This window comes from Hymenobacter sp. BT491 (assembly GCF_014349165.1).
Classification (GTDB): Bacteria; Bacteroidota; Bacteroidia; order Cytophagales; family Hymenobacteraceae; genus Hymenobacter; species Hymenobacter jejuensis.
Map to the genome: position 1 here is coordinate 368,756 of NZ_JACSJJ010000004.1, position 18,773 is coordinate 387,528.

17 protein-coding genes are annotated in these 18,773 nt (G+C 55.7%); 7 read left to right on the forward strand and 10 right to left on the reverse strand.

Features of this window, described 5'->3' with window-relative positions; genetic code table 11:
* Positions 1-17 precede the first annotated feature (17 nt).
* Together H9I52_RS18285 and prmC are read right to left on the reverse strand one after the other, a co-directional pair.
* Positions 18-617, reverse strand: coding sequence for an acyltransferase (locus H9I52_RS18285; protein WP_187455058.1), 600 nt, complete (start codon positions 615-617; stop codon positions 18-20).
* Positions 618-845: 228 nt separating this feature from the next.
* Positions 846-1,709 carry a peptide chain release factor N(5)-glutamine methyltransferase gene (gene prmC, locus H9I52_RS18290; RefSeq protein WP_187455059.1) on the reverse strand — a complete coding sequence of 288 codons (864 nt, stop codon included), beginning with the start codon at positions 1,707-1,709 and terminating at the stop codon, positions 846-848.
* 101 nt (positions 1,710-1,810) lie between these two features.
* Between prmC and ribD the strand changes: the two genes are divergently transcribed.
* The gene (gene ribD / locus H9I52_RS18295) at positions 1,811-2,863 is read left to right on the forward strand and encodes a bifunctional diaminohydroxyphosphoribosylaminopyrimidine deaminase/5-amino-6-(5-phosphoribosylamino)uracil reductase RibD (RefSeq protein WP_187455060.1); all 1,053 of its coding nucleotides are present in this window, start codon (positions 1,811-1,813) and stop codon (positions 2,861-2,863) included.
* Between the two features lie 76 nt (positions 2,864-2,939).
* Positions 2,940-3,425: a GAF domain-containing protein gene (locus H9I52_RS18300; RefSeq protein WP_187455061.1), complete on the forward strand. Its 486-nt coding sequence runs from the start codon at positions 2,940-2,942 to the stop codon at positions 3,423-3,425.
* Between the two features lie 192 nt (positions 3,426-3,617).
* Here H9I52_RS18300 and H9I52_RS18305 read toward each other — a convergent pair whose 3' ends face one another.
* The 4 genes from H9I52_RS18305 to H9I52_RS18320 all read right to left on the reverse strand — a co-directional run bounded on the left by H9I52_RS18305 (position 3,618) and on the right by H9I52_RS18320 (position 7,975).
* Entirely contained in the window at positions 3,618-4,298 is a 681-nt protein-coding gene (locus tag H9I52_RS18305; protein ID WP_139515155.1) for a phosphatidylserine decarboxylase family protein, read from the reverse strand.
* A gap of 223 nt (positions 4,299-4,521) precedes the next feature.
* Positions 4,522-5,808 carry a Glu/Leu/Phe/Val family dehydrogenase gene (locus tag H9I52_RS18310; RefSeq protein ID WP_187455062.1) on the reverse strand — a complete coding sequence of 429 codons (1,287 nt, stop codon included), beginning with the start codon at positions 5,806-5,808 and terminating at the stop codon, positions 4,522-4,524.
* A 137-nt stretch (positions 5,809-5,945) separates the two neighbouring features.
* Positions 5,946-6,863, reverse strand: a complete 918-nt coding sequence (locus tag H9I52_RS18315; protein ID WP_187455063.1) for a phosphatidate cytidylyltransferase — start codon at positions 6,861-6,863, stop codon at positions 5,946-5,948.
* 62 nt (positions 6,864-6,925) lie between these two features.
* Positions 6,926-7,975: a CPBP family intramembrane glutamic endopeptidase gene (locus tag H9I52_RS18320; RefSeq protein ID WP_187455064.1), complete on the reverse strand. Its 1,050-nt coding sequence runs from the start codon at positions 7,973-7,975 to the stop codon at positions 6,926-6,928.
* Positions 7,976-8,056: 81 nt separating this feature from the next.
* Here H9I52_RS18320 and dusB point away from each other — a divergent pair, with 81 nt between their 5' ends.
* Positions 8,057-9,046: a tRNA dihydrouridine synthase DusB gene (dusB, locus tag H9I52_RS18325; RefSeq protein ID WP_187455065.1), complete on the forward strand. Its 990-nt coding sequence runs from the start codon at positions 8,057-8,059 to the stop codon at positions 9,044-9,046.
* A 113-nt stretch (positions 9,047-9,159) separates the two neighbouring features.
* A complete protein-coding gene (locus tag H9I52_RS18330; RefSeq protein ID WP_187455066.1) occupies positions 9,160-10,116 on the forward strand; it encodes a DMT family transporter in 957 nt (318 codons plus the stop codon).
* Positions 10,117-10,124: 8 nt separating this feature from the next.
* Here H9I52_RS18330 and H9I52_RS18335 read toward each other — a convergent pair whose 3' ends face one another.
* Both H9I52_RS18335 and H9I52_RS18340 read right to left on the reverse strand, forming a co-directional pair.
* On the reverse strand, positions 10,125-11,375 hold the full coding sequence (locus H9I52_RS18335) for an SMP-30/gluconolactonase/LRE family protein (RefSeq protein ID WP_187455067.1): 1,251 nt from the start codon (positions 11,373-11,375) through the stop codon (positions 10,125-10,127).
* Between the two features lie 79 nt (positions 11,376-11,454).
* The gene (locus H9I52_RS18340) at positions 11,455-13,212 is read right to left on the reverse strand and encodes an amino acid permease (protein ID WP_187455068.1); all 1,758 of its coding nucleotides are present in this window, start codon (positions 13,210-13,212) and stop codon (positions 11,455-11,457) included.
* A 147-nt stretch (positions 13,213-13,359) separates the two neighbouring features.
* Here H9I52_RS18340 and H9I52_RS18345 point away from each other — a divergent pair, with 147 nt between their 5' ends.
* Positions 13,360-14,109 (forward strand): carboxypeptidase-like regulatory domain-containing protein, encoded by a 750-nt coding sequence (locus tag H9I52_RS18345; RefSeq protein WP_187455069.1) that lies wholly within the window; start codon positions 13,360-13,362, stop codon positions 14,107-14,109.
* 133 nt (positions 14,110-14,242) lie between these two features.
* Positions 14,243-15,349, forward strand: a complete 1,107-nt coding sequence (locus H9I52_RS18350) for a lipocalin family protein (RefSeq protein ID WP_187455070.1) — start codon at positions 14,243-14,245, stop codon at positions 15,347-15,349.
* 11 nt (positions 15,350-15,360) lie between these two features.
* On the opposite strand, the gene H9I52_RS18355 is transcribed toward H9I52_RS18350, so the two are convergent.
* Positions 15,361-16,566: a sensor histidine kinase gene (locus tag H9I52_RS18355; RefSeq protein WP_165699331.1), complete on the reverse strand. Its 1,206-nt coding sequence runs from the start codon at positions 16,564-16,566 to the stop codon at positions 15,361-15,363.
* Between the two features lie 373 nt (positions 16,567-16,939).
* On the opposite strand from H9I52_RS18355, the gene hemA reads away from it, so the two are divergent.
* Positions 16,940-18,214 carry a glutamyl-tRNA reductase gene (gene hemA / locus H9I52_RS18360; protein ID WP_187455072.1) on the forward strand — a complete coding sequence of 425 codons (1,275 nt, stop codon included), beginning with the start codon at positions 16,940-16,942 and terminating at the stop codon, positions 18,212-18,214.
* A gap of 90 nt (positions 18,215-18,304) precedes the next feature.
* Here hemA and H9I52_RS18365 read toward each other — a convergent pair whose 3' ends face one another.
* A complete protein-coding gene (locus H9I52_RS18365) occupies positions 18,305-18,613 on the reverse strand; it encodes an ArsR/SmtB family transcription factor (RefSeq protein WP_086594744.1) in 309 nt (102 codons plus the stop codon).
* Positions 18,614-18,773 lie beyond the last annotated feature (160 nt).

Genomic DNA, 18,773 nt, shown 5'->3' on the forward strand with positions numbered 1-18,773 from the left:
ATTCTGATATTAAGAACTTATGAATTCGGAATGGAAACGGGTTTTACCTGCCGGCTAGGCGTAAGCTCGTAGTGCTGGCCGCTCTCGGGGCAAGTGGCGTGGCCACCTCCGTCGAACGCGAGGCGATGGCCGTAGGCGCTCATCCAGCCGCGCGGGCGCGCCGGATTGCCGTACACCAAGGCATACGGCGCCACATCTTTGGTCACCACGGAGCCGGCTCCGACGAAGCAATATTCGCCTAGTCGCACGCCGCACACTATGGTACTGTTGGCCCCCACGCTCACGCCTTTTTCCAGCACTGTGGGTTCGTATTGGTCGCGGCGGGGCACGGCGCTCCGCGGGTTGCGCACGTTGGTGAATACTACCGAGGGGCCCAGGAACACGTCGTCGGCGCACTCCACGCCGGTGTAAAGGCTTACGTTGTTCTGTACCTTCACATTACGACCTAGCCGGACGCCGTCGGCGATCATCACGTTTTGGCCGATGCTGCAATTTTCCCCCAACTCGCACCCCGGCATCAAATGGGCAAAGTGCCAAATGCGGCACCCGGCGCCAATGCGGCAGCCTTCGTCGAGGACGGCAGTCGGGTGCGCAAAATACGGGGAGGCGTCGGTCATGCCGGCGAGGATTGTTAGAGCCTGTTTAACAGCCCGCAAAGGTAGCGCTTTTGCATTTGAGAGTTAAACGATCCGGGCATTTAGGAATTTTTGCTTTGCCAAAGCTGGCCCCGCAAGCCGTTAGCACACAACCAGATAGCTATTCCGGCAATAATTTAATTTCCTAAGTCCAACTACCGGCAAACAGAAGCCTAAATATAACCGATTGACTATCAATTGTTTATAAAATCAAGGTTTCGTAGCCCGCATCATGCGGTCTTTGCCAAACAAATCGGCCTGCGCCTGCACCTTTGCATACCCCAGATTTGTGAGCAGCGCCGCTAGCGCAGCCGCATACTGCTCGTTGATTTCGAAGTAGAGCCCGCCGCCGCTCCGCAACAACTGCTGGCTTACGTCGGCAATGCGCCGGTAAAACAGCAACGGATCGTCGTTGGGCACGAACAACGCCGTAGCGGGCTCGTAGTCGAGCACGTTGCTGCGCATAGTTTCGCGCTCGCTTTCCAGCACATACGGCGGGTTGCTGACGACCACATCGAGCGAGCCCGCCGCAATTCCTTTCGGGGTATCCGTCAGAATATCAAGCTGTTGAAATTCAATTTCGCACCGATAGCGCTCGGCATTACGCCGAGCAACCGCCAAAGCAGCTTCTGAGATGTCAACCGCTACAGCGCGGTGTGGGTGCAGGGCGCGACTCAAAGCCAAGGGAATACAGCCGCTTCCGGTGCCAATATCGAGCAAGGAGAGGCCTCGCGTCTGCTGGTTTTCGTGGATGATGAGCTGCACTAACTCTTCGGTTTCGGGGCGCGGGATGAGCGTGGCGGGCGTTACTTCCAGTTCCATGTCGGCAAAATGCGCCACACCCAGCACGTACTGCACCGGCTCGTGCCGCAGCAAACGCGCTTGAAGCGCCGGCCACGCTTGCAGGACCTCAGGCGGCAAGGGATCGTTGGCTTGCATGCGGCGTTGCAGCGGGGTCAGGTGGAGCAGGTGCTCAATCACCAGCCCGGCGATGGCCTGCGCTTCGGACGCCGGATAAATGGCCTCCAAGGCGGTAGCAAGGTCGAGGGCAGCTTGGCAGATAGTGGCGTTCATAAACGATAGGGAATAAGCACAGTGCGCTTGGGTCGTGGCGCTCGCTTGCCTAGGCAGATTCGTGCGTACTTTGTTCTTGCAAAACTACCACCCACTTTGCTATGCGCACTTTCGACGAGCTGATGATGCGCCGCGCCCTCGATCTGGCGCGGCTGGGAACTGGCTTCACCCGGCCCAACCCACTAGTGGGCTGCGTCGTGACCCACGAAGGCCGAATCATCGGCGAAGGCTGGCACCAACAATACGGCGGTCCGCATGCGGAAGTCAATGCCTTGGCCGCCGTCCGCGATCAAGCCTTGCTCGCCCAAAGTCGGGTGTATGTCACGCTCGAACCGTGCTCCCACTATGGCAAAACGCCTCCCTGCGCCGATCTGCTCATCGAAAAAGGCGTCCGTGAGGTGGTCGTTTGCAACCTCGACCCCAATCCGCTGGTGGCCGGCCGCGGGCTTCAAAAACTTCGTGATGCCGGCATTCAGGTAGAAACCGGCTTACTGGAAGCCGAAGGGCGGTGGCTCAACCGACGGTTTTTCACTTTTCAGGAAAAAAACCGGCCTTACATCATTCTGAAATGGGCCGAAACCGCCGATGGCTTTCTGGCGGGGCGTTACTTTCAGCCCATTCACATCAGCGGCGAACTGGCCCGCATGGTCGTGCACCAGTGGCGCGCTGAAGAGCAGGCCATTTTGGTAGGAACCCGCACGGCCCTGCACGACAACCCGCACCTCAACGTGCGCGAGTGGCCCGGCCTCGACCCCACCCGCATCGTCATCGACAAAAACCTCAGCCTACCGCCCAAACACCATCTCTTTGATAGTCAGCAACCTACACTAGTATACACCTACCGCCAGCGCGACAGCAAACCCAACCTGGACTTTGTAGTGCTTTCGGAAGCCGACAACCTTTTCCCGCAGGTTTTTGCCGATCTGCGCCAGCGCAATGTGCAGTCGGTGTTGGTAGAAGGCGGCCCGACAGTGCTTGACTCTTTGCTGCGGGCGGGCTTGTGGGATGAAGTAAGGGTGTTGCGCAACCCCAAAACACTCGGAGCCGGCATCGCGGCCCCGCATTTTGGGCTGGCCGCCTTGCGCGAGCACTTGCCGCTGGGCGAAGATGAGTTGTTCGTTTACCATCAGCCGGCCGCCCAAACAAACGAGTAGTAACTTTGCTTTAGGACCACAGGGTGGTTTTCTAGTCGCCTAGTTTGCCCACAACCTTTCCAAACCTCGCCTTCTCATGGCCGAAGAACTTATCCTTGACGCGCAGCTTACCAAAGCCGAAAAATATCGCCAGCTCCTTCCTCAAATTGAAGCTCTGACCACTGGCGAACCCGATTTAGTAGCCAATCTGGCCAACACTATGGGTGCCCTTAAGCAGGCTTTTGGCTTCTTCTGGGTGGGCGCTTACTTAGTGAAGGACAATGAGTTGGTGCTAGGGCCCTTCCAAGGGCCTATTGCCTGTACCCGCATCCGGCACGGCAAAGGTGTGTGTGGTGCGAGTTGGGCACAGGCCAAAACTTTGCTGGTGCCCGACGTTGAACAGTTTCCGGGCCATATCGCCTGTAGCAGCGACTCCAAATCGGAGATCGTTGTGCCGGTACTAAAAGGTAATCAAGTAGTTATGGTCTTGGATGTTGACAGCGACCAGCTCAACGACTTTGACCAAGACGACCAGCGCTATTTGGAAGAATTAGCGCAGCTGATGGCGCAGTGGTTTGTTTGAACCACGGATAGCGCGGAGGTTCCGAAGTCCGCAGCTTTCGTGAACGCCGTGATACTGTTCATAAATAGCTATTTATCAGGAACTTACAAATAAAAAGGCCTCGCTGCAAGTGCAGCGAGGCCTTTTTATTTGTAAGTGGATTGCCTTGTTCACAATGTCTGCGGATTTCGAAGAATCCGCTCAATCCGTGGTTCAGAATAAGCTCGGGGTTTCCGTTTTAAGTTGCGCGATGATGGTTTCGCCGCCTTTTACTTTCTCACCAATCTGAACGCGTATTTCGGTATCGACGGGTACAAAAACATCGACGCGCGAGCCGAACTTGATAAAGCCAAACTCTTCACCCTGAGATACTTCGTCACCTTCGTTTACGTACCACACGATGCGGCGGGCCATGGCGCCGGCAATCTGCCGGAAGAGCACAAAAGGCCCCGCTTCCGACTGCACAACTACGGTGGTCCGTTCGTTTTTGGTACTTGACTTGGGGTGCCAAGCCACCAAGTAATTGCCGGGGTGGTACTTGAAGTAACGCACGATGCCCGAAATAGGGTTGCGGGTGATGTGCACGTTGATGGGCGACATAAAAATGCTGATCTGCTTGCGCACGTCGTCGAAATATTCTGGTTCGTGCACGTCCTCGATCACCACTACTTTGCCATCGGCCGGGGCCACAATGAGGTCTTCGTGGGTGAGCAGGTTGCGAAACGGACTGCGGAAAAATTGCAGCAGCAACAGGAAAGCAACGGCAGACGCGCCGGCAAAGATCTTGTTGAACGTATCGTTCTGCGCATTCAGACGAAATAGCAACAGGTTCACGGCCAGCAAGGCCAGCAGCGTAAAGAAAAGTATTCGTCGTCCTTCTTTGTGAATCTTCATAAATCGCAGATTGACACCAAGTTAGCTGCTTACGCTACCTTAGGCGTCAGACCAATCAAACAAGCAAGCAGGCGGTTAACGTTACCAACGCGCAGAAAAACAAACTTCAACATCCCGCCCAACGATAGGTCCGGGCCGCTTGGCTCGGACCTATCTGAAGGATAATATTACTACAGAGCGGCTTACAATTGGCAAAGCCGCCTGCATTTGATCATAACGTGACTTAGAAACCGCCGCGGTACTTATAGGTTTGAGCCACTTTGTCGATGGCTACCACGTACGCAGCGATGCGCATTGGCACTTTATACTTCTGCGAAGTGGCATACACTTTCTCGAAAGCATCGGACATAATGCGCTCGGCACGCTCGATGACCATGCCTTCGCTCCATTTGTAGCCGAGGCGGTTTTGCACCCATTCGAAGTAAGAAACCGTTACGCCACCGGAGTTGGCCAGAATGTCGGGCACTACCATGATGCCTTTCTCATTGATGATGGGGTCGGCCGAGGCTGAAGTTGGGCCGTTGGCGCCTTCCACAATGAGTTTGGCCTTGATGTCGTGGGCGTTGTGCTCCGTGATCACATCTTCCACTGCAGCCGGCACGAGTACGTCCACGTCGGAAATGAGCAGATCGTCGGGGTTCATGATTTGGGCACCAGTGAAGCCTTCCAGACGACCGTTGTGAACGTTTTTGTAGGCAATGGCCTCGTCGATGTTGATGCCCTCTTCGTTCCAGTAGGCTCCGCTGATGTCGGATACGCCCTTGATTTTCACGCCTTTCTCAGCGAGCAGCTTCGCCGCCCACGAGCCTACGTTGCCGAAGCCTTGCACTACTGCCGAAGACGTTTCGGGTTTCATGCCCAGCTTAGCCATAGCGGCCAGTGCCGATACCATCACGCCCCGGCCCGTAGCCTCGGTGCGGCCCAGCGAGCCGCCCATTACCAGCGGCTTGCCAGTCACGACGGCAGGGGAAGTAGCGCCGGTCGTCTTGGAAAATTCGTCCATGAGCCACGCCATTTCGCGGGGGCCGGTGCCCATATCGGGAGCCGGAATGTCGCGATCGGGACCGAATACGTCTTTGAGAGCCAGCGTATACCCGCGCGTCATGCGCTCGATTTCGCCGGGGCTCATGGTGGTCGGGTCGCAGATGATGCCACCCTTGGCGCCGCCATACGGAATATCCACAACGGCGCACTTCCACGTCATCCAGGCCGCCAGGGCCTTTACTTCATCGAGGTGCACGTGCATGTCGTAGCGAATGCCGCCTTTCGACGGGCCCAAAATCGTGTTGTGCACGACGCGGTACCCTTCGAACACCCGGACTTTGCCGTTGTCCATAGTCACGGGTATGTTGACAATGACCTGCTTATCAGGCGCTTTCAGAACGTTATAAGTTTGGTCGTCCAATCCCAAGATTTCAGCCGCGATGTTGAAACGCGACATCATTGATTCGAGGGGATTTTCGCGGTCCACGATTGGGGCCGGCTCTTTGTACACCGTGGTGGCAGCCATGCGGAAAAGGTAAAATGGGTGGGTGGGTGAAAAGAAGAACTATGGCCCGCGACGGTGGGCATCGGGGCGCTAGGGCAAATTAAGGCGTCAAATGTACTAGGTTTATGGCATACGCTGAATACAGCGAAGGAGGTGCATTAGCTGCCAAATAGCATTTGCAGCAGCACCAGCACCGGCAGTATAAATAGGAAGGCATCGAAGCGGTCGAGCAGGCCGCCGTGGCCGGGCAGGATGCGGCCGGAGTCTTTCACGTCGACGCTACGCTTGAGCATGGATTCGGCCAGATCGCCCAGCACCCCAAACACGGCCACTACGCCCGCCACCACCAAGCGGTGCACCAGCGGCATATCGGGCAGCAAATAGCCCAGTACCCAACCCATTGCTACTGTGAGGATTGTGCCGCCAATCCAGCCTTCCCAGGTTTTGCCCGGCGAGATGTTCGGGGCGAGCTTGTGCTTGCCGAAGGTTTTGCCGGCGGCATAAGCGCCGATATCCGCTGCCCAGACGAGGAGCAACAGGGCAAGGATGCGGCGGTAATCGTAAGATCCTGTTAAGCTGGCTATTACAACCAGTAGACTCATTGGCAAGCTAACGTAAAACAGACCCAACAGAGCCACGCCAACATTACCAAAAGGGTTTTTATACCGCGGCCAAACCACCATTTCGCGCAGCAGCAATCCCACTAACGACAAAGCACTTACAAGCACAAAATAATACCCAGCTTGGCTTGACGTCTTCCAGCCCATGGTTACGCTGTAAGCATATCCTGCCCCAAATTCCCCATTGAACCCATGCCTTTCAAAAGGAAACCCGACTATCAGGAACAATAAAAAACTAATGCCAATCCCAATCCACGTAGCCGGCGCATACCCGGCCTTCCGCATCATCCGGTAGAACTCCAACAGCATCTTGGCCTGCACCAAGGCAAAAAATACAGCAAAGCTCCAGGCGCTATACCAAATACAGCCGAACAAAATAACCGCGCCAATTGCCCCAAAAATGACGCGCTGCGCCAGATTGGACATGGGTTTCTTTTCAGCGGGCGGCTCAGTCACAGAATTAGGGGAGGCGGAAGAAGTGGGCAAAGCCTTTATATAATTTATTGATAATCAATTATTTACAAACCCGCGGTTTCGCGGCTTGTATCGATTCCTTTGCTGTTGATCGTCCGGCCGCGGGCCCCCGCCACCTCCAGATCGATGGCGGCTACTCCTTTGCTGCTGAGCGTGTGCATTTCGGTGGGCGGCGCAATAGGGACGGCAAACCGCCGCTGCAACACAATTATCAGGCCGGCCGTGAGCCCCAACGACACCAGCATGTAAGGCCACGGCATGGCCTCGGTGGAATCGGGGTCGAGGGTAGTAGTCCAGTTGTGCTGCTGGTAATACAGCATGATTAGCTGCAAGGCGTTTTGGGCAAAATGCGCGGCCATCGGCACCAAAATATTGCCGCTCCAGGCATACAAATAGCCCAGCAGCACGCCCAGCACCACCCGCGGCACAAACCCAAAAAACTGCATGTGCACGGCGCTAAAAATGATTGCCGACAGCCACACGCCCCAGTGCATAGAGCCCGTAAACCGTATGATCTGACGCTGCACAATGCCGCGGAAGGTCAGCTCTTCGGCAATGGCCGGAATCACGGCCACCACGAGCATCGCCACCCAGAAACGGGTGGCTGTGGTGAACTGCGTCAGGAAGGTAGTAAGCCCTTGTGCTTGGTCTTCCGAGGCCCGGGCTTTTTGTTCTAGCCACTGAAATGTAGTGGGCAGGTGCACGCCCGCATTCCAGGCCACCAGCGCCGATAAGGCCGGTATGCTCACCAGAATGAGCGCCATGGCAGCCAATAACCACCAAAACGGGGCCGGTCGGCGCGGCGCGAAGTACGGCACCGGCGCCTGCTTATTGACCAAGGCGACTCCTACAGCACCGCCCCCAAAACCCAGCAGCAACGATAGCCCTTGCATCAGCATCAGCACCGACCAGCCGTAAGAATAATGCGACGGATTTGAGAGCACCACCGGCAACGTGCTGAACGACACGCCATAAGCGGCACCTGATATTGCCAAGGCGACAAACATGCCCACACTCATGCCCGCTGCGATCAGTCCGACGAGCAACAACAGGTTGAGCAACGGGTGCATTCGGTCGGTAGTGAAACCTTTCATCGGGGAGGGGTGGTTACGACAAGTTATACGACAACCTAGAAGTGTCGTAAATTTGCGCAAATTCCTGTAACCGTCTTCCCTGTGGTACACATCCGCGATCTTGCCCTGCCCGATTTTCCGCTTTTGCTCGCCCCCATGGAGGACGTGTCGGACCCACCGTTTCGGGCCGTGTGCAAAGCCAACGGCGCCGACCTGATGTACACCGAGTTTATTTCTTCAGAAGGCCTGATTCGTGACGCGGCCAAGAGCAAAAAGAAGCTCGACGTATTCGATTACGAGCGCCCCATCGGCATCCAACTATTTGGTTCTGACGTCGATACGATGGGCGAATGCGCCCGCATCAGTACTGCCGCCGGTCCCGACCTGATCGACATCAACTACGGATGTCCGGTAAAGCAAGTCGCTTGCCGAGGCGCCGGTGCCGCCTTGCTGCGCGACGTTCCGAAAATGGTTGAGATGACGTCGGCCGTGGTAAAGGCCACGCATTTGCCCGTGACGGTAAAAACGCGCCTCGGCTGGGACGAAAGTACGCTCAACGTTACAGAAGTCGCCGAGCGCTTACAAGACATTGGCATTGAAGCACTTACCGTACACGGCCGCACCCGCGTGCAGATGTACAAGGGCGACGCCGATTGGCGCCTGATCGCCAAAATCAAGGAAAATCCGCGCATCAAGATTCCCATCTTCGGCAACGGCGACATCGACTCGCCACAGAAGGCCTTGGAATATAAAAACCGCTACGGCGTCGATGGGGTCATGATCGGGCGTGCCAGCATCGGCTACCCCTGGATTTTCCGCGAGATCAAGCATTACGTTGCCACCGGCGAACTGCTCGCCCCGCCCACGGTGGAAGAGCGCGTAGCCATGTGCCGCATGCACTTCGAAAAGAGCATCGAATGGAAAGGTGACCGCGTGGGCATCTTTGAAATGCGTCGCCATTACGCGCAGTATTTCAGAGGGTTAGAAGGCGCGAAGCAGTGGCGGATGCGCCTCGTCGAAACCGATTCGGTAGACGAAGTGCAGGCCATTCTGGAAGAAATCGCTGCCGCTGAGCCGATGATGGTTGGGTAGGCGTTGCTCGCCTCACACTATCGCTCCTACACAAGCTCAACCATGAAACCGTCTGGGAGCCTACGCTCCGGCTCCCAGACGGTTATCAAATTACTTCTTCAGCTTTCCCCTCAATGCCCTCCACCCCTACTGCGCCCGCTGTTGCCACTGCGCCTGCGTCGCCCACAGTGACTACGCCCCACGGCGCGCCACTCACGGCTTGGGTACTGCTGATTATTCTGGCTTGCATCTGGGGTACTTCTTTCATTCTGATGAAGAAGGGCTTGGAGGTGTTTTCGCCGTTGGAACTGGGTGCAACGCGAGTGAGCGTGGCGGCACTGCTTCTGCTGCCGTTTGCACTACGTCATGTTCGCCGCGTCGAGCGCAGCCGATTTAAGTATCTGTTGCTCAGTGGCGTAGTCGGTACGTTTATTCCGGCTTTCCTTTTCGCATATGCCGAAACCAAGCTCGCGTCGGGCCTGGCCGGCGTGCTCAACGCCCTGACGGTGGTGTTCACGTTGCTGATGGGCGCCCTGTTTTTCGGGCAGCGCATCACGCCTTTGCGGGCCTTGGGCATCGGAGCGGGGCTGCTGGGTACGGTTGTGTTGATGGGGCTGGGCGGTAGCGGCGGCGAGGCCACGCCAACGGGCATTGGCAACGCGTGGTATGGCCTTTACATCGTGCTGGCAACGCTGGGGTATGGCCTGAGCGTCAACGTGATCAAGCACCATTTTCAGGGCATGACCTCAATCGCCGTGACGAGTTTGCTGCTTATGCTTATTGGCGGGCCGGCCTTGATTTACCTGCTGGGCTTCACCGATTTTGTGCACAAACTAGCCACGGTACCGGGTGCTTGGGCGGCTTTTGGCTACATCGCTTTGCTGGCCACCATGAGCACGGCGGTGGCTATGGTGCTGTTCAACAAGTTGATACGCGAGTCAACGGCGCTGTTTGCCAGCTCCAATACCTATCTGGTGCCCATTGTGGCGCTGGGCTGGGGCCTATTGGATGGCGAGACCATCAACCTCATGCATTGTCTGGGTATGGTCATTATTTTGGCGGGTGTTTTTATCATTAACCGCGCCAAATAGCCTAGCAATCAGGGCTTTACTGGTAATTTCAAGCGCAAAACAGTTGGGTTAAGCAACTCGGTATTGCGACGCAGTTTTCCGCGCTCGTCGATGGCTCGCAGCTGGCTATTGGCGATGTACCAAAACTCGTTGCCGTGGAGCGTGCCGGTGGTCGGAATGCGGTATTCGGGGCGGTTGGCTTCCAACACCTGCTGAGTTTGCACAGTATCGCCGTTGGGGCTGAGCAGAAACTGCACGACCCGCTCTGGATTTTGGTTCTGAATGGCGATCAGCGAGTTACCGTAGGTATAAAGGCCATCGACGCCTCCCGTCGAAAGTCCCTCGGGCGTCCAGAGAGCCTTTATGGTACCGGTGGCTACGTCGATGGCTGTAATTCCCCGAAAATCAGCCACGTATACACGTCTACTATCCGCCGACAGGCTGATGCCGTTGGGGTACACAAGGGTTTCGGCGGGTAGCCACGGCTCTAACACTTTGCCACGCTTCTTGAGGCGGTACACCGTACCGGCGCGGCTGTCAGTGACGTACACTTCGCCCTTTGGTCCGATGACTAAGTCGTTGAACAAATGGCTATTGCGGCTTTTTTCCGGCTCGTAACGCCGCACAAGCCGGCCGTTGCGGAGCTTGTATTGGTAGAGAGCCGTACGGCCTTGCTCGGCGGGGGCGGCTTCTGGCCCGGCCAACGAGCACACCCACAGGCGTTTGCGACGACTATCGACTTTCATGCCCAGCGTACCGCCCAAACCATCCTGTGCATCAGTGGTGAAGTCGTGCGCTTGGCCGCTTTTGTCGATGCGCACCACTTTGTGCCTATAGATGCTGCTGAGGTAAAAATCGCCCCGCCGCGGATCGTATGCTAGGCCTTCCGGAATCAGGTCGGGCTGCGGCACCGTAAACGCCACGGTGCTGTTGCCGACCACAGCACGGTTGCCGGCAAATTGCTGTATCAGAGCCGGATACGCCGGGCTTGCGTGCAGACTGGCAAAGTCGGCGTCCTGGGCCAGCGGATAGCTGACGCCCTGTTGTACCAGCTTCAGAAGCGTTGTGCGGGCCGCGGCTGTGTCGCCTAGCAGGGCATAAGCACCGGCCAGTTTGTAGAGTAAAAAGGGCTGCGTGCCGTTGTCGCCTAGCATTTGGCGTAGCCCATCGCGGTAGCGCACAAAGTCGCCGGTGACGCGTGCCTGCATGGTGGCCTGATAGAACGCCTGCGGATCTTGCTGCGCGTGGGCGGCCCGTGTGGTCAACCAGAGAAAAGGCAATATGCCACAGAGGAAAACACGACTGTTTAGCATATCACCTAATTCACTGATTTACTACATATTACAAAACAAGTTCGCGCTATACAACGGCACTGGCCGGCTCCTGATTCAGCTTGCTATTCTTGATGCCGTAGCTGAAATACAAGGCCAGACCGATGATGAGCCAGCCGCCAAACAGCATCCAGTTGCTGATGCCTAGCTGCGTCATCAGATACAGGTTGGTGAGCAGACCCAGCACCGGTAATAACGACAAACGGCGCAGGTAAGATATTACCGACAGGCCCACGCAGAACAGCAAAAATACCGTCATCGGGATTTCGTGCCGGAACTGATCGTAACCGCCTTCGCCGGCCATGGTGCGCCAGAACTCATTGACAGCGAATCTGTTATACGATAAAACCAAGCCCCCGATTACAATCAGAATCAGCGCGACCAGAAACTGGCCGTTGACGTACGGCACTTTGAAACGGGCATTGGAAGTGCCGCGCGGATCGATGATGAGAATGCCGCCGCACACCAGCGCAAAAGCGAACAGCGTACCGATGCTGGTCAGGTCGATGACCAGGTCCATGTTGAGCAGCAGGGCCGGAATGCCCACAAACAAGCCGGTAACAATGGTGCTGAACGAAGGCGTATGAAAGCGCGGATGCACCCGCGCAAACACTTTGGGCAGCAAGCCGTCGCGGCTCATAGTCAGCCAGATACGCGGCTGGCCGATCTGGAATACCAGCAGCACGGAGGTCATGGCAAACACGGCGCTCACGGCCACCACGCCCGCCAGCCAATCGACACCAACCTTCTTGAACACAAACGACAACGGGTCGCCGACGCCCAGCTCGGTGTAACTCACCATGCCCGTAAGCACCAGAGTAATAATTACATACAGAACGGTACAGATTACAAGCGCATAAATCATGGCGCGGGGCAAGTCACGCTGTGGGTTTTTGCATTCTTCGGCCGTAGTGCTGATGGCGTCGAAGCCGATGTAGGCGAAGAATACCGCCGACACGCCTTTCAATACGCCCCCGATGCCGTTGGGCGCAAAGGGCGTCCAGTTGGCCGTTTTGACGTAAAAAACGCCCACGCCAATTACAACGGCCACTACAGTTAACTTCAACAACACCAGCAAGTTGGACGCTGTCTTCGATTCTTTGATCCCGATGTACACCAGCGCTGTCACCAAAACGGTAATGCAAAACGCGGGCAGATCGCAAACCAGACGCGCATCGCCGAACAACACGGGTGCCGTATTCCAAACCTTATAGGCTTCGAGCTGGGCCGGCGTGGCACTGGTTAGCGGTTTGCCACCCATCATCAGGTCCAGCACGGCGTGGTAGCCAGCATAGGCGCTTTGGGTGCCCATGGTCAGGTAAGCCGGAATGTGCACCCCGATGCCGTCCATGAGGCCCGTGAAATAATCGGACCACGAAATGGCCACCACGATGTTGCCAACGGCATATTCCATGATCAGGGCCCAACCAATAATCCAGGCCGCCAGCTCCCCAAACGATGCATAGGCATAGGTATAGGCCGAGCCGCTAACCGGAATGGTAGCGGCAAACTGCGCGTAACACAGCGCCGAAAAGGCGCAGGCCACCGCCGTAAATACAAACAGCAGCGACACGGCCGGGCCTCCGTCGTGTGAGGCGTTGCCGATGGTACTGAAGATACCGGCCCCGATTACGGCGGCGATGCCCAACGCTGTTAGGTCGCGGACGGTGAGGTGCCGCTCCAGACCGTGTTCGCCGGGGTGCGAGCCGTGTAGGTCTTCGTCGGCCGGCGGATTTTGGAGAAGGGCAGAAAGGCTTTTGCGGCGAAATAAAGCGGAAGGGCGCATTTCAGGTAGTGAGAGAGCAGAAGTTTAAGGGGCAAAAGATACAGAATAATGCAGCGAGGCTGCTTTTCTTAAAAAATCTCTGCGTCCCGTATGGAATCCCGAAACGGCTGGCATCTACCGAGTAGGTTTCGCTCTTGCCTTATTCCTATGCCGCGCCCCGTCACTTTATCCGTTCCGCAGCCCTGCCACGAAAGTTGGCACCAGATGACACCCGCACAGCAAGGGCGTCATTGTGCGGCGTGCCAAAAGATCGTCATTGATTTTACTCAATTATCTGATTATGAAATAATTAACCTCATAAGCCAAAGTAGCGACTCGGTCTGTGGACGCTTCACCGATCGGCAACTAAACCGCCCTTTGCAGCAACCTGTTACTGCACCGTCGATGCGCTGGCAGACGTGGTTGGCTGCTGCGGCAGTAACCTGGGGATTGCGAGAAACAATGCCCGCCGCTGTGCACGAGCAAGCGCCAGTAGAACAGCGCGTTCCGGCAACCAAAACTGACTCGAACTCAGTGCCGCTGCTTACCAAAGAGCCGATCGTGCTTCGGGGTCGCGTCATCGACCAGCAGGAAAACCAGCCGTTGCCCGGCGTCACGGTCCTGCTGAAAGGCACGCAAATCGGCGTTGCTTCCGGCGCCGATGGCACGTTCGAACTCATAGTCCCAACTGAACTGCTACACCCAAAAATTAACAAGTTGCTTGTTGTTTTTGCATGTGTTGGCTACGTACGGCAAGAAATTCCTGCCAGTAAGCTCTTGAACCAGCCTTTGATAGTTCCCCTTACTGTTGACACTACCCCGTTATTAGGCGAAGTGGTTATTACTGATCTTCGCAAGCCCTGGCCTTGGCACCCGCGGGTGCTTTGGAGCCGCATTCGCTATGCGTTCAGACGTTGAAGAAATGTCTTGCCCCTAAATTGGGTTTGAGAATGCTACCACCATAAGGTCGCGCCATCTCTATTGCTGTTCTTAAGTAGCTAGATTACAGTAGCTCCAAACCTTTTGCCCCCGAAATGCCTTTTGTCGGGGTATGAAGAATTTGCTGCTCTTTGCCCTTACGCTTTTCCTGACCACTGCTTGTGCCCTTAAGCCTACCAACAAGTTTGATGTTTTTACGGAGTTGGCGCAGTTACCGCAGGAAGAAGCGCCACACCTGCGTAACTCGCTGGAATGGTGGTACTTCACGGGGCATCTAAAGGATAAAGAATCGGGCAAACTCTACGGAGTGGAGTATGTGTTTTTCCATTTCAACCCCAACGGCAAGCAGGATTGGCAGATGGTAAACTTTGCCCTCACCGATCCGCAAACCCAGCAGTTTCGCTACGACTACAAAGTCAGCAAGCTGCCGGGCGTGCTTCCGGCTACCTTGCCCATCGACCTGAGCATCCAAAAGCAGGCACAAGACTGGCAGCTCACGGGGCAAGAAGGCACGTATCATTTGCAGGCGCGCATGGCCGCCCACGCCGGCTCGGCTATTAATTTACAGACCAAGCCGGCTAAGCCCATTTTGCTGCACGCTGGCACGGGCTTCGAAAACTACGGTGGCCTTGCCAAAGCTGGCTACTACAGCTATCCGCGCCTTGCCACTACGGGCACCCTGGAGATAGACGGCAAAGTCCGCAACGTGGAAGGTGAGCTGTGGTATGACCGCCAATGGAACTGTAACTCCGTGATGGCCAAGGACACCGGCTGGGATTGGTTTTCCATCCAACTCGACGAGCCCCGCTCCGATTTGATGCTTTATACACTTTACAACCGCGCCACGGGCCAAAGCATCGGCGGCGGTTCGCACAACTCGGCTCGCTCCGAGAATATACACCTGAGCCAAGAGGATTTTCAACTCGAAACGCTCGCTTACTGGACGAGTCCGCACTCCAAGCAACGCTACCCGGCCAAGTGGCGCGTCCGCGTCCCGAAGCAAGGATATGAGCTGACCATTGAGCCGCTCGTACCCGACCAAGAACTGGGAATCAAGCTGTTGCCGGGCATCAAGATGCATTATTGGGAAGGGATGTGCCGCGTTACGGGCACCCACAATGGCAAACCCGTAACCGGCACAAGCTACGTTGAGATCACCAACCGCAAGGAGAGCAAGCAACAGCAAAAAGCGGTAGAGGCTATTACCACCCTACAATAACATATTGCTAATCAAGAGTTTAGCAAAATGCGAAAAGTAGTCCCTTTTCCTACCTCCGACCACTTCACGAAAAGGCGCCCTTGGTGGTAGTTCTCAATAATACGTTTGGCCAACGCCAGCCCCAGGCCCCAGCCGCGCTTTTTGGTGGTGTAACCCGGCTGGAATACGCTTTCCAGCTTGCTCTTCGGAATGCCCTTGCCCGTATCGGTGATGTCGATGGCAATCTGGGTTTTGTTGCGGACCGGCCGGCGCAGGTGCAGCGTAATACTGCCCTTGCCATCCATGGCGTCGATGGCGTTTTTGCAGATGTTTTCCACCACCCAATCGAAGAGCGGAATGTTGACTTTGGCCGGCGTGTCGGTGGGCAAGTCGGTCTTGATTTCGATGGTCACTTTCTTCGAAACGCGGCTTTGCAGGTAGGCGATGGCGTTTTTGGTGACCTGCAGAATGTTCTCGTCCTTGAGTACCGGTACCGAACCAATGTTGGAAAAGCGCTCCGTAATGATTTCGAGCCGCTTTACGTCCTTGCCTAGCTCCTCGATAATCGGCTCATCCTTAAAGCGTTCTGTTTCTTTCAGGTACGAATGCCACGCCATCAGGCTGGACAGCGGCGTGCCCAGCTGGTGAGCCGTTTCTTTCGCCAGACCCACCCACACCCGGTTTTGCTCGGCCCGGCGCGAGTAGCTGAACGCGAAATACGCGATTACACCCAGGCAGGCAATAATGGCTAGTTGCACCAGCGGATAAAACCGCAACTGCGTGAGCAACAGCGAGTCTTTGTAGTAGATGTAGGTACGTAGCCCCGCTCCCAGCTCCACCACAATGGGCGGGTGCTGGCTTTTCATCTCCTCGATTTCGCCGCGCAAAAACCTGATGGTTTCCTTCTCCGACAGGCCCGGCGGAATGTTCACATTCTCAGCCCCTTGGATATCGCCTTCGCTACCCGTCAGGATAACGGGAATGGTGGTGTTGGCCGAGATAATTTCGTCGTAGATAAACCGGATGTCCGACTCCTGCTCCGTGTTGATGAGGTAGCGCTGGGCCTTGGCATACAGATCGATCGCGTGTTTTTCGCGCTCCGAAAGGCGCTGCACCAGAATGTTGGTGTACACGACCGTAGCCGCCGCAATGAGGCACGCCCCGACAATAATCAGCAGCTTGATGCGGGATTTCTGGTCGTGAACCGGGATGAAAGACGGGATACTCGGTGAAATCATGAACGGGATGCCAGCAGAACAGAACGGCATCGGTTGCCTCAACGACGAAGGTAGTCACTTGGGTTCAACGCAGACGCGGGAGCAGCCCAGTAAGAAAGCCGCACACTGCACATCCGGGCCGGGTCTTTCTTTCGTAAGCACGACAGAGATGGTTTTTCCGTGTCGAAAGCACCGACATGCGCCTATATAGCAAGAGTTTAAATAATGATTTTTGTCAGATCTCAACTCTCCTGAACGCCCTTTCAGCGCGTAAAAGGGCATTCTCAGCGAGAATAAAATACCGGCGAACCTCTAGTGGGTAACGGCTGTTTTTACCCTACCGATTTGTGCTGTAATTTTGCACTCTACAATCTGAATTCGTCGTAGCCCTGCTATGCTTCATCCCTTCAAGGCCGTCAGCCTCTCCTTCAAGAAAGCCCCGCTCGAAATTCGGGAGCTTATCGCTTTGGACGAGGCCGCCTGTCGCCGCTTCCTACACACCCTGCACCACGATCTGGGCCTTTCGGACCTGCTCGTGCTAAGTACCTGCAACCGGACGGAAGTATACTACGCCGCCGACCGTGACCAGAGCCCCGCAATTATTGAGGCGCTGAGCCAGTTGAAAGGCCTAGCCGACATCAGTGCGCATTACGCCTATTTCGACATCCTCGACACGTACCAAGAGTCCGTTCAGCACCTGTTTGAGGTAGCGATGGGCCTCGACGCGCAAGTCGTTGGCGATCTGCAGATTAGCAATCAGGTGAAGATGGCCTACCAGTGGTCGGCCGATGCTGATGCGGCGGGCCCGTTTCTGCACCGCATCATGCACACGGTGTTCTTCACCAACAAGCGCGTGCAGCAGGAAACCTCGTTCCGAGATGGAGCCGCTTCTACTGCCTACGCCGCCTTGGAGTTGGTAGAAGAACTTACGACCGACGTAGCCAACCCGCGCGTGCTGGTAGTAGGCCTAGGCGAAATCGGGGCCGATGTTTGCCGCCACCTCGGCGACAGCAAATCCTTCTCAAACGTTACTATCTGCAACCGCACCCGCGCCAAAGCCAAAGCGCTAGCCGAAGAATGCGGTGTACAAGTACTTGATTTTGAGAATCTTGTACAAGGCATGAAAGAAGCTGATGTGGTCATTACTTCCATTGCCAGCGACACGCCTTTCTTTACCCGCGAAATGGTTGAGCACCTCGATGTGCTGAGCTACAAATTCTTCATCGACTTGTCGGTGCCGCGCAGCATCGAAAGCGACGTAGAAGCCGTGCCGGGCGTACTCGTCTACAACATCGACGCCATTCAGAGCCGCGCCAGCGAAGCTTTGGAGCGTCGCCTGGCCGCCGTGCCGCACGTGCGCGCTATTATTGCCGAAAGCATCATAGGCTTGGCCGACTGGACCAAGGAGATGATGGTGTCGCCCACGATTCAAAAGCTCAAAAATGCGCTGGAAAGCATCCGTCAAGAAGAGATGGACCGCTTCCAGAAGAAAATGTCGCCGGAAGAAGCCAAGCGCATGGACGAAGTAACGAAGTCCCTGATGCAGAAGGTGTTGAAGCAGCCCGTGTTGCAGCTCAAAGCCGCTTGCAAACGCGGCGAAGCCGATCAGCTCATTGACTTGCTCACCGACTTGTTTGATCTGGAGCGCCAGGCCGAATCGGCGCACTAAGGGCGAGCAAAAAGGCTTAAAAACGCAAAAGGACCGTCGGTTGGCGGTCCTTTTTTCGTTCAGCAGGTGTGTGTTTTAAGCGCAGCTGTACTACAGCGTGTCGCAGCAGTCTTCGAGTGAGTCGATCACGTCGAGCAGCTTGGGAATGGAGAGCGAATAATAGATTTTGGTGCCCACCTTGAACGACGACAGAATGCCGCGGTCTTTCAGGGTAATGAGGTGCTGGGAAGCAATGGCCTGAGGCAAATCTAACGAACGATAGATCTCCGTTACGGTCATTTTGTCTTCCTTGCCCAGCAAGTCTACAATAGCAAGGCGCTTGGGATGAGCGAGCACCTTGAGCATTGCGGCAGCCTTATCTACTTTCTTGGATTCTACGCGCGAAAGCAAAGGTTTCATACAGAAGTGCAACAGTGAAAAAAAAGCTGGTATGGGAGGGATATCGTTAATACGATATTTAGCTCCTGCAAAGTTCCTATCGAACGCAAACGCTTACGAAAAGATTTGACTTTAGGGGGAGAAGTTGTATGATATTATGTCCTTTTTATCTAAGGATAAT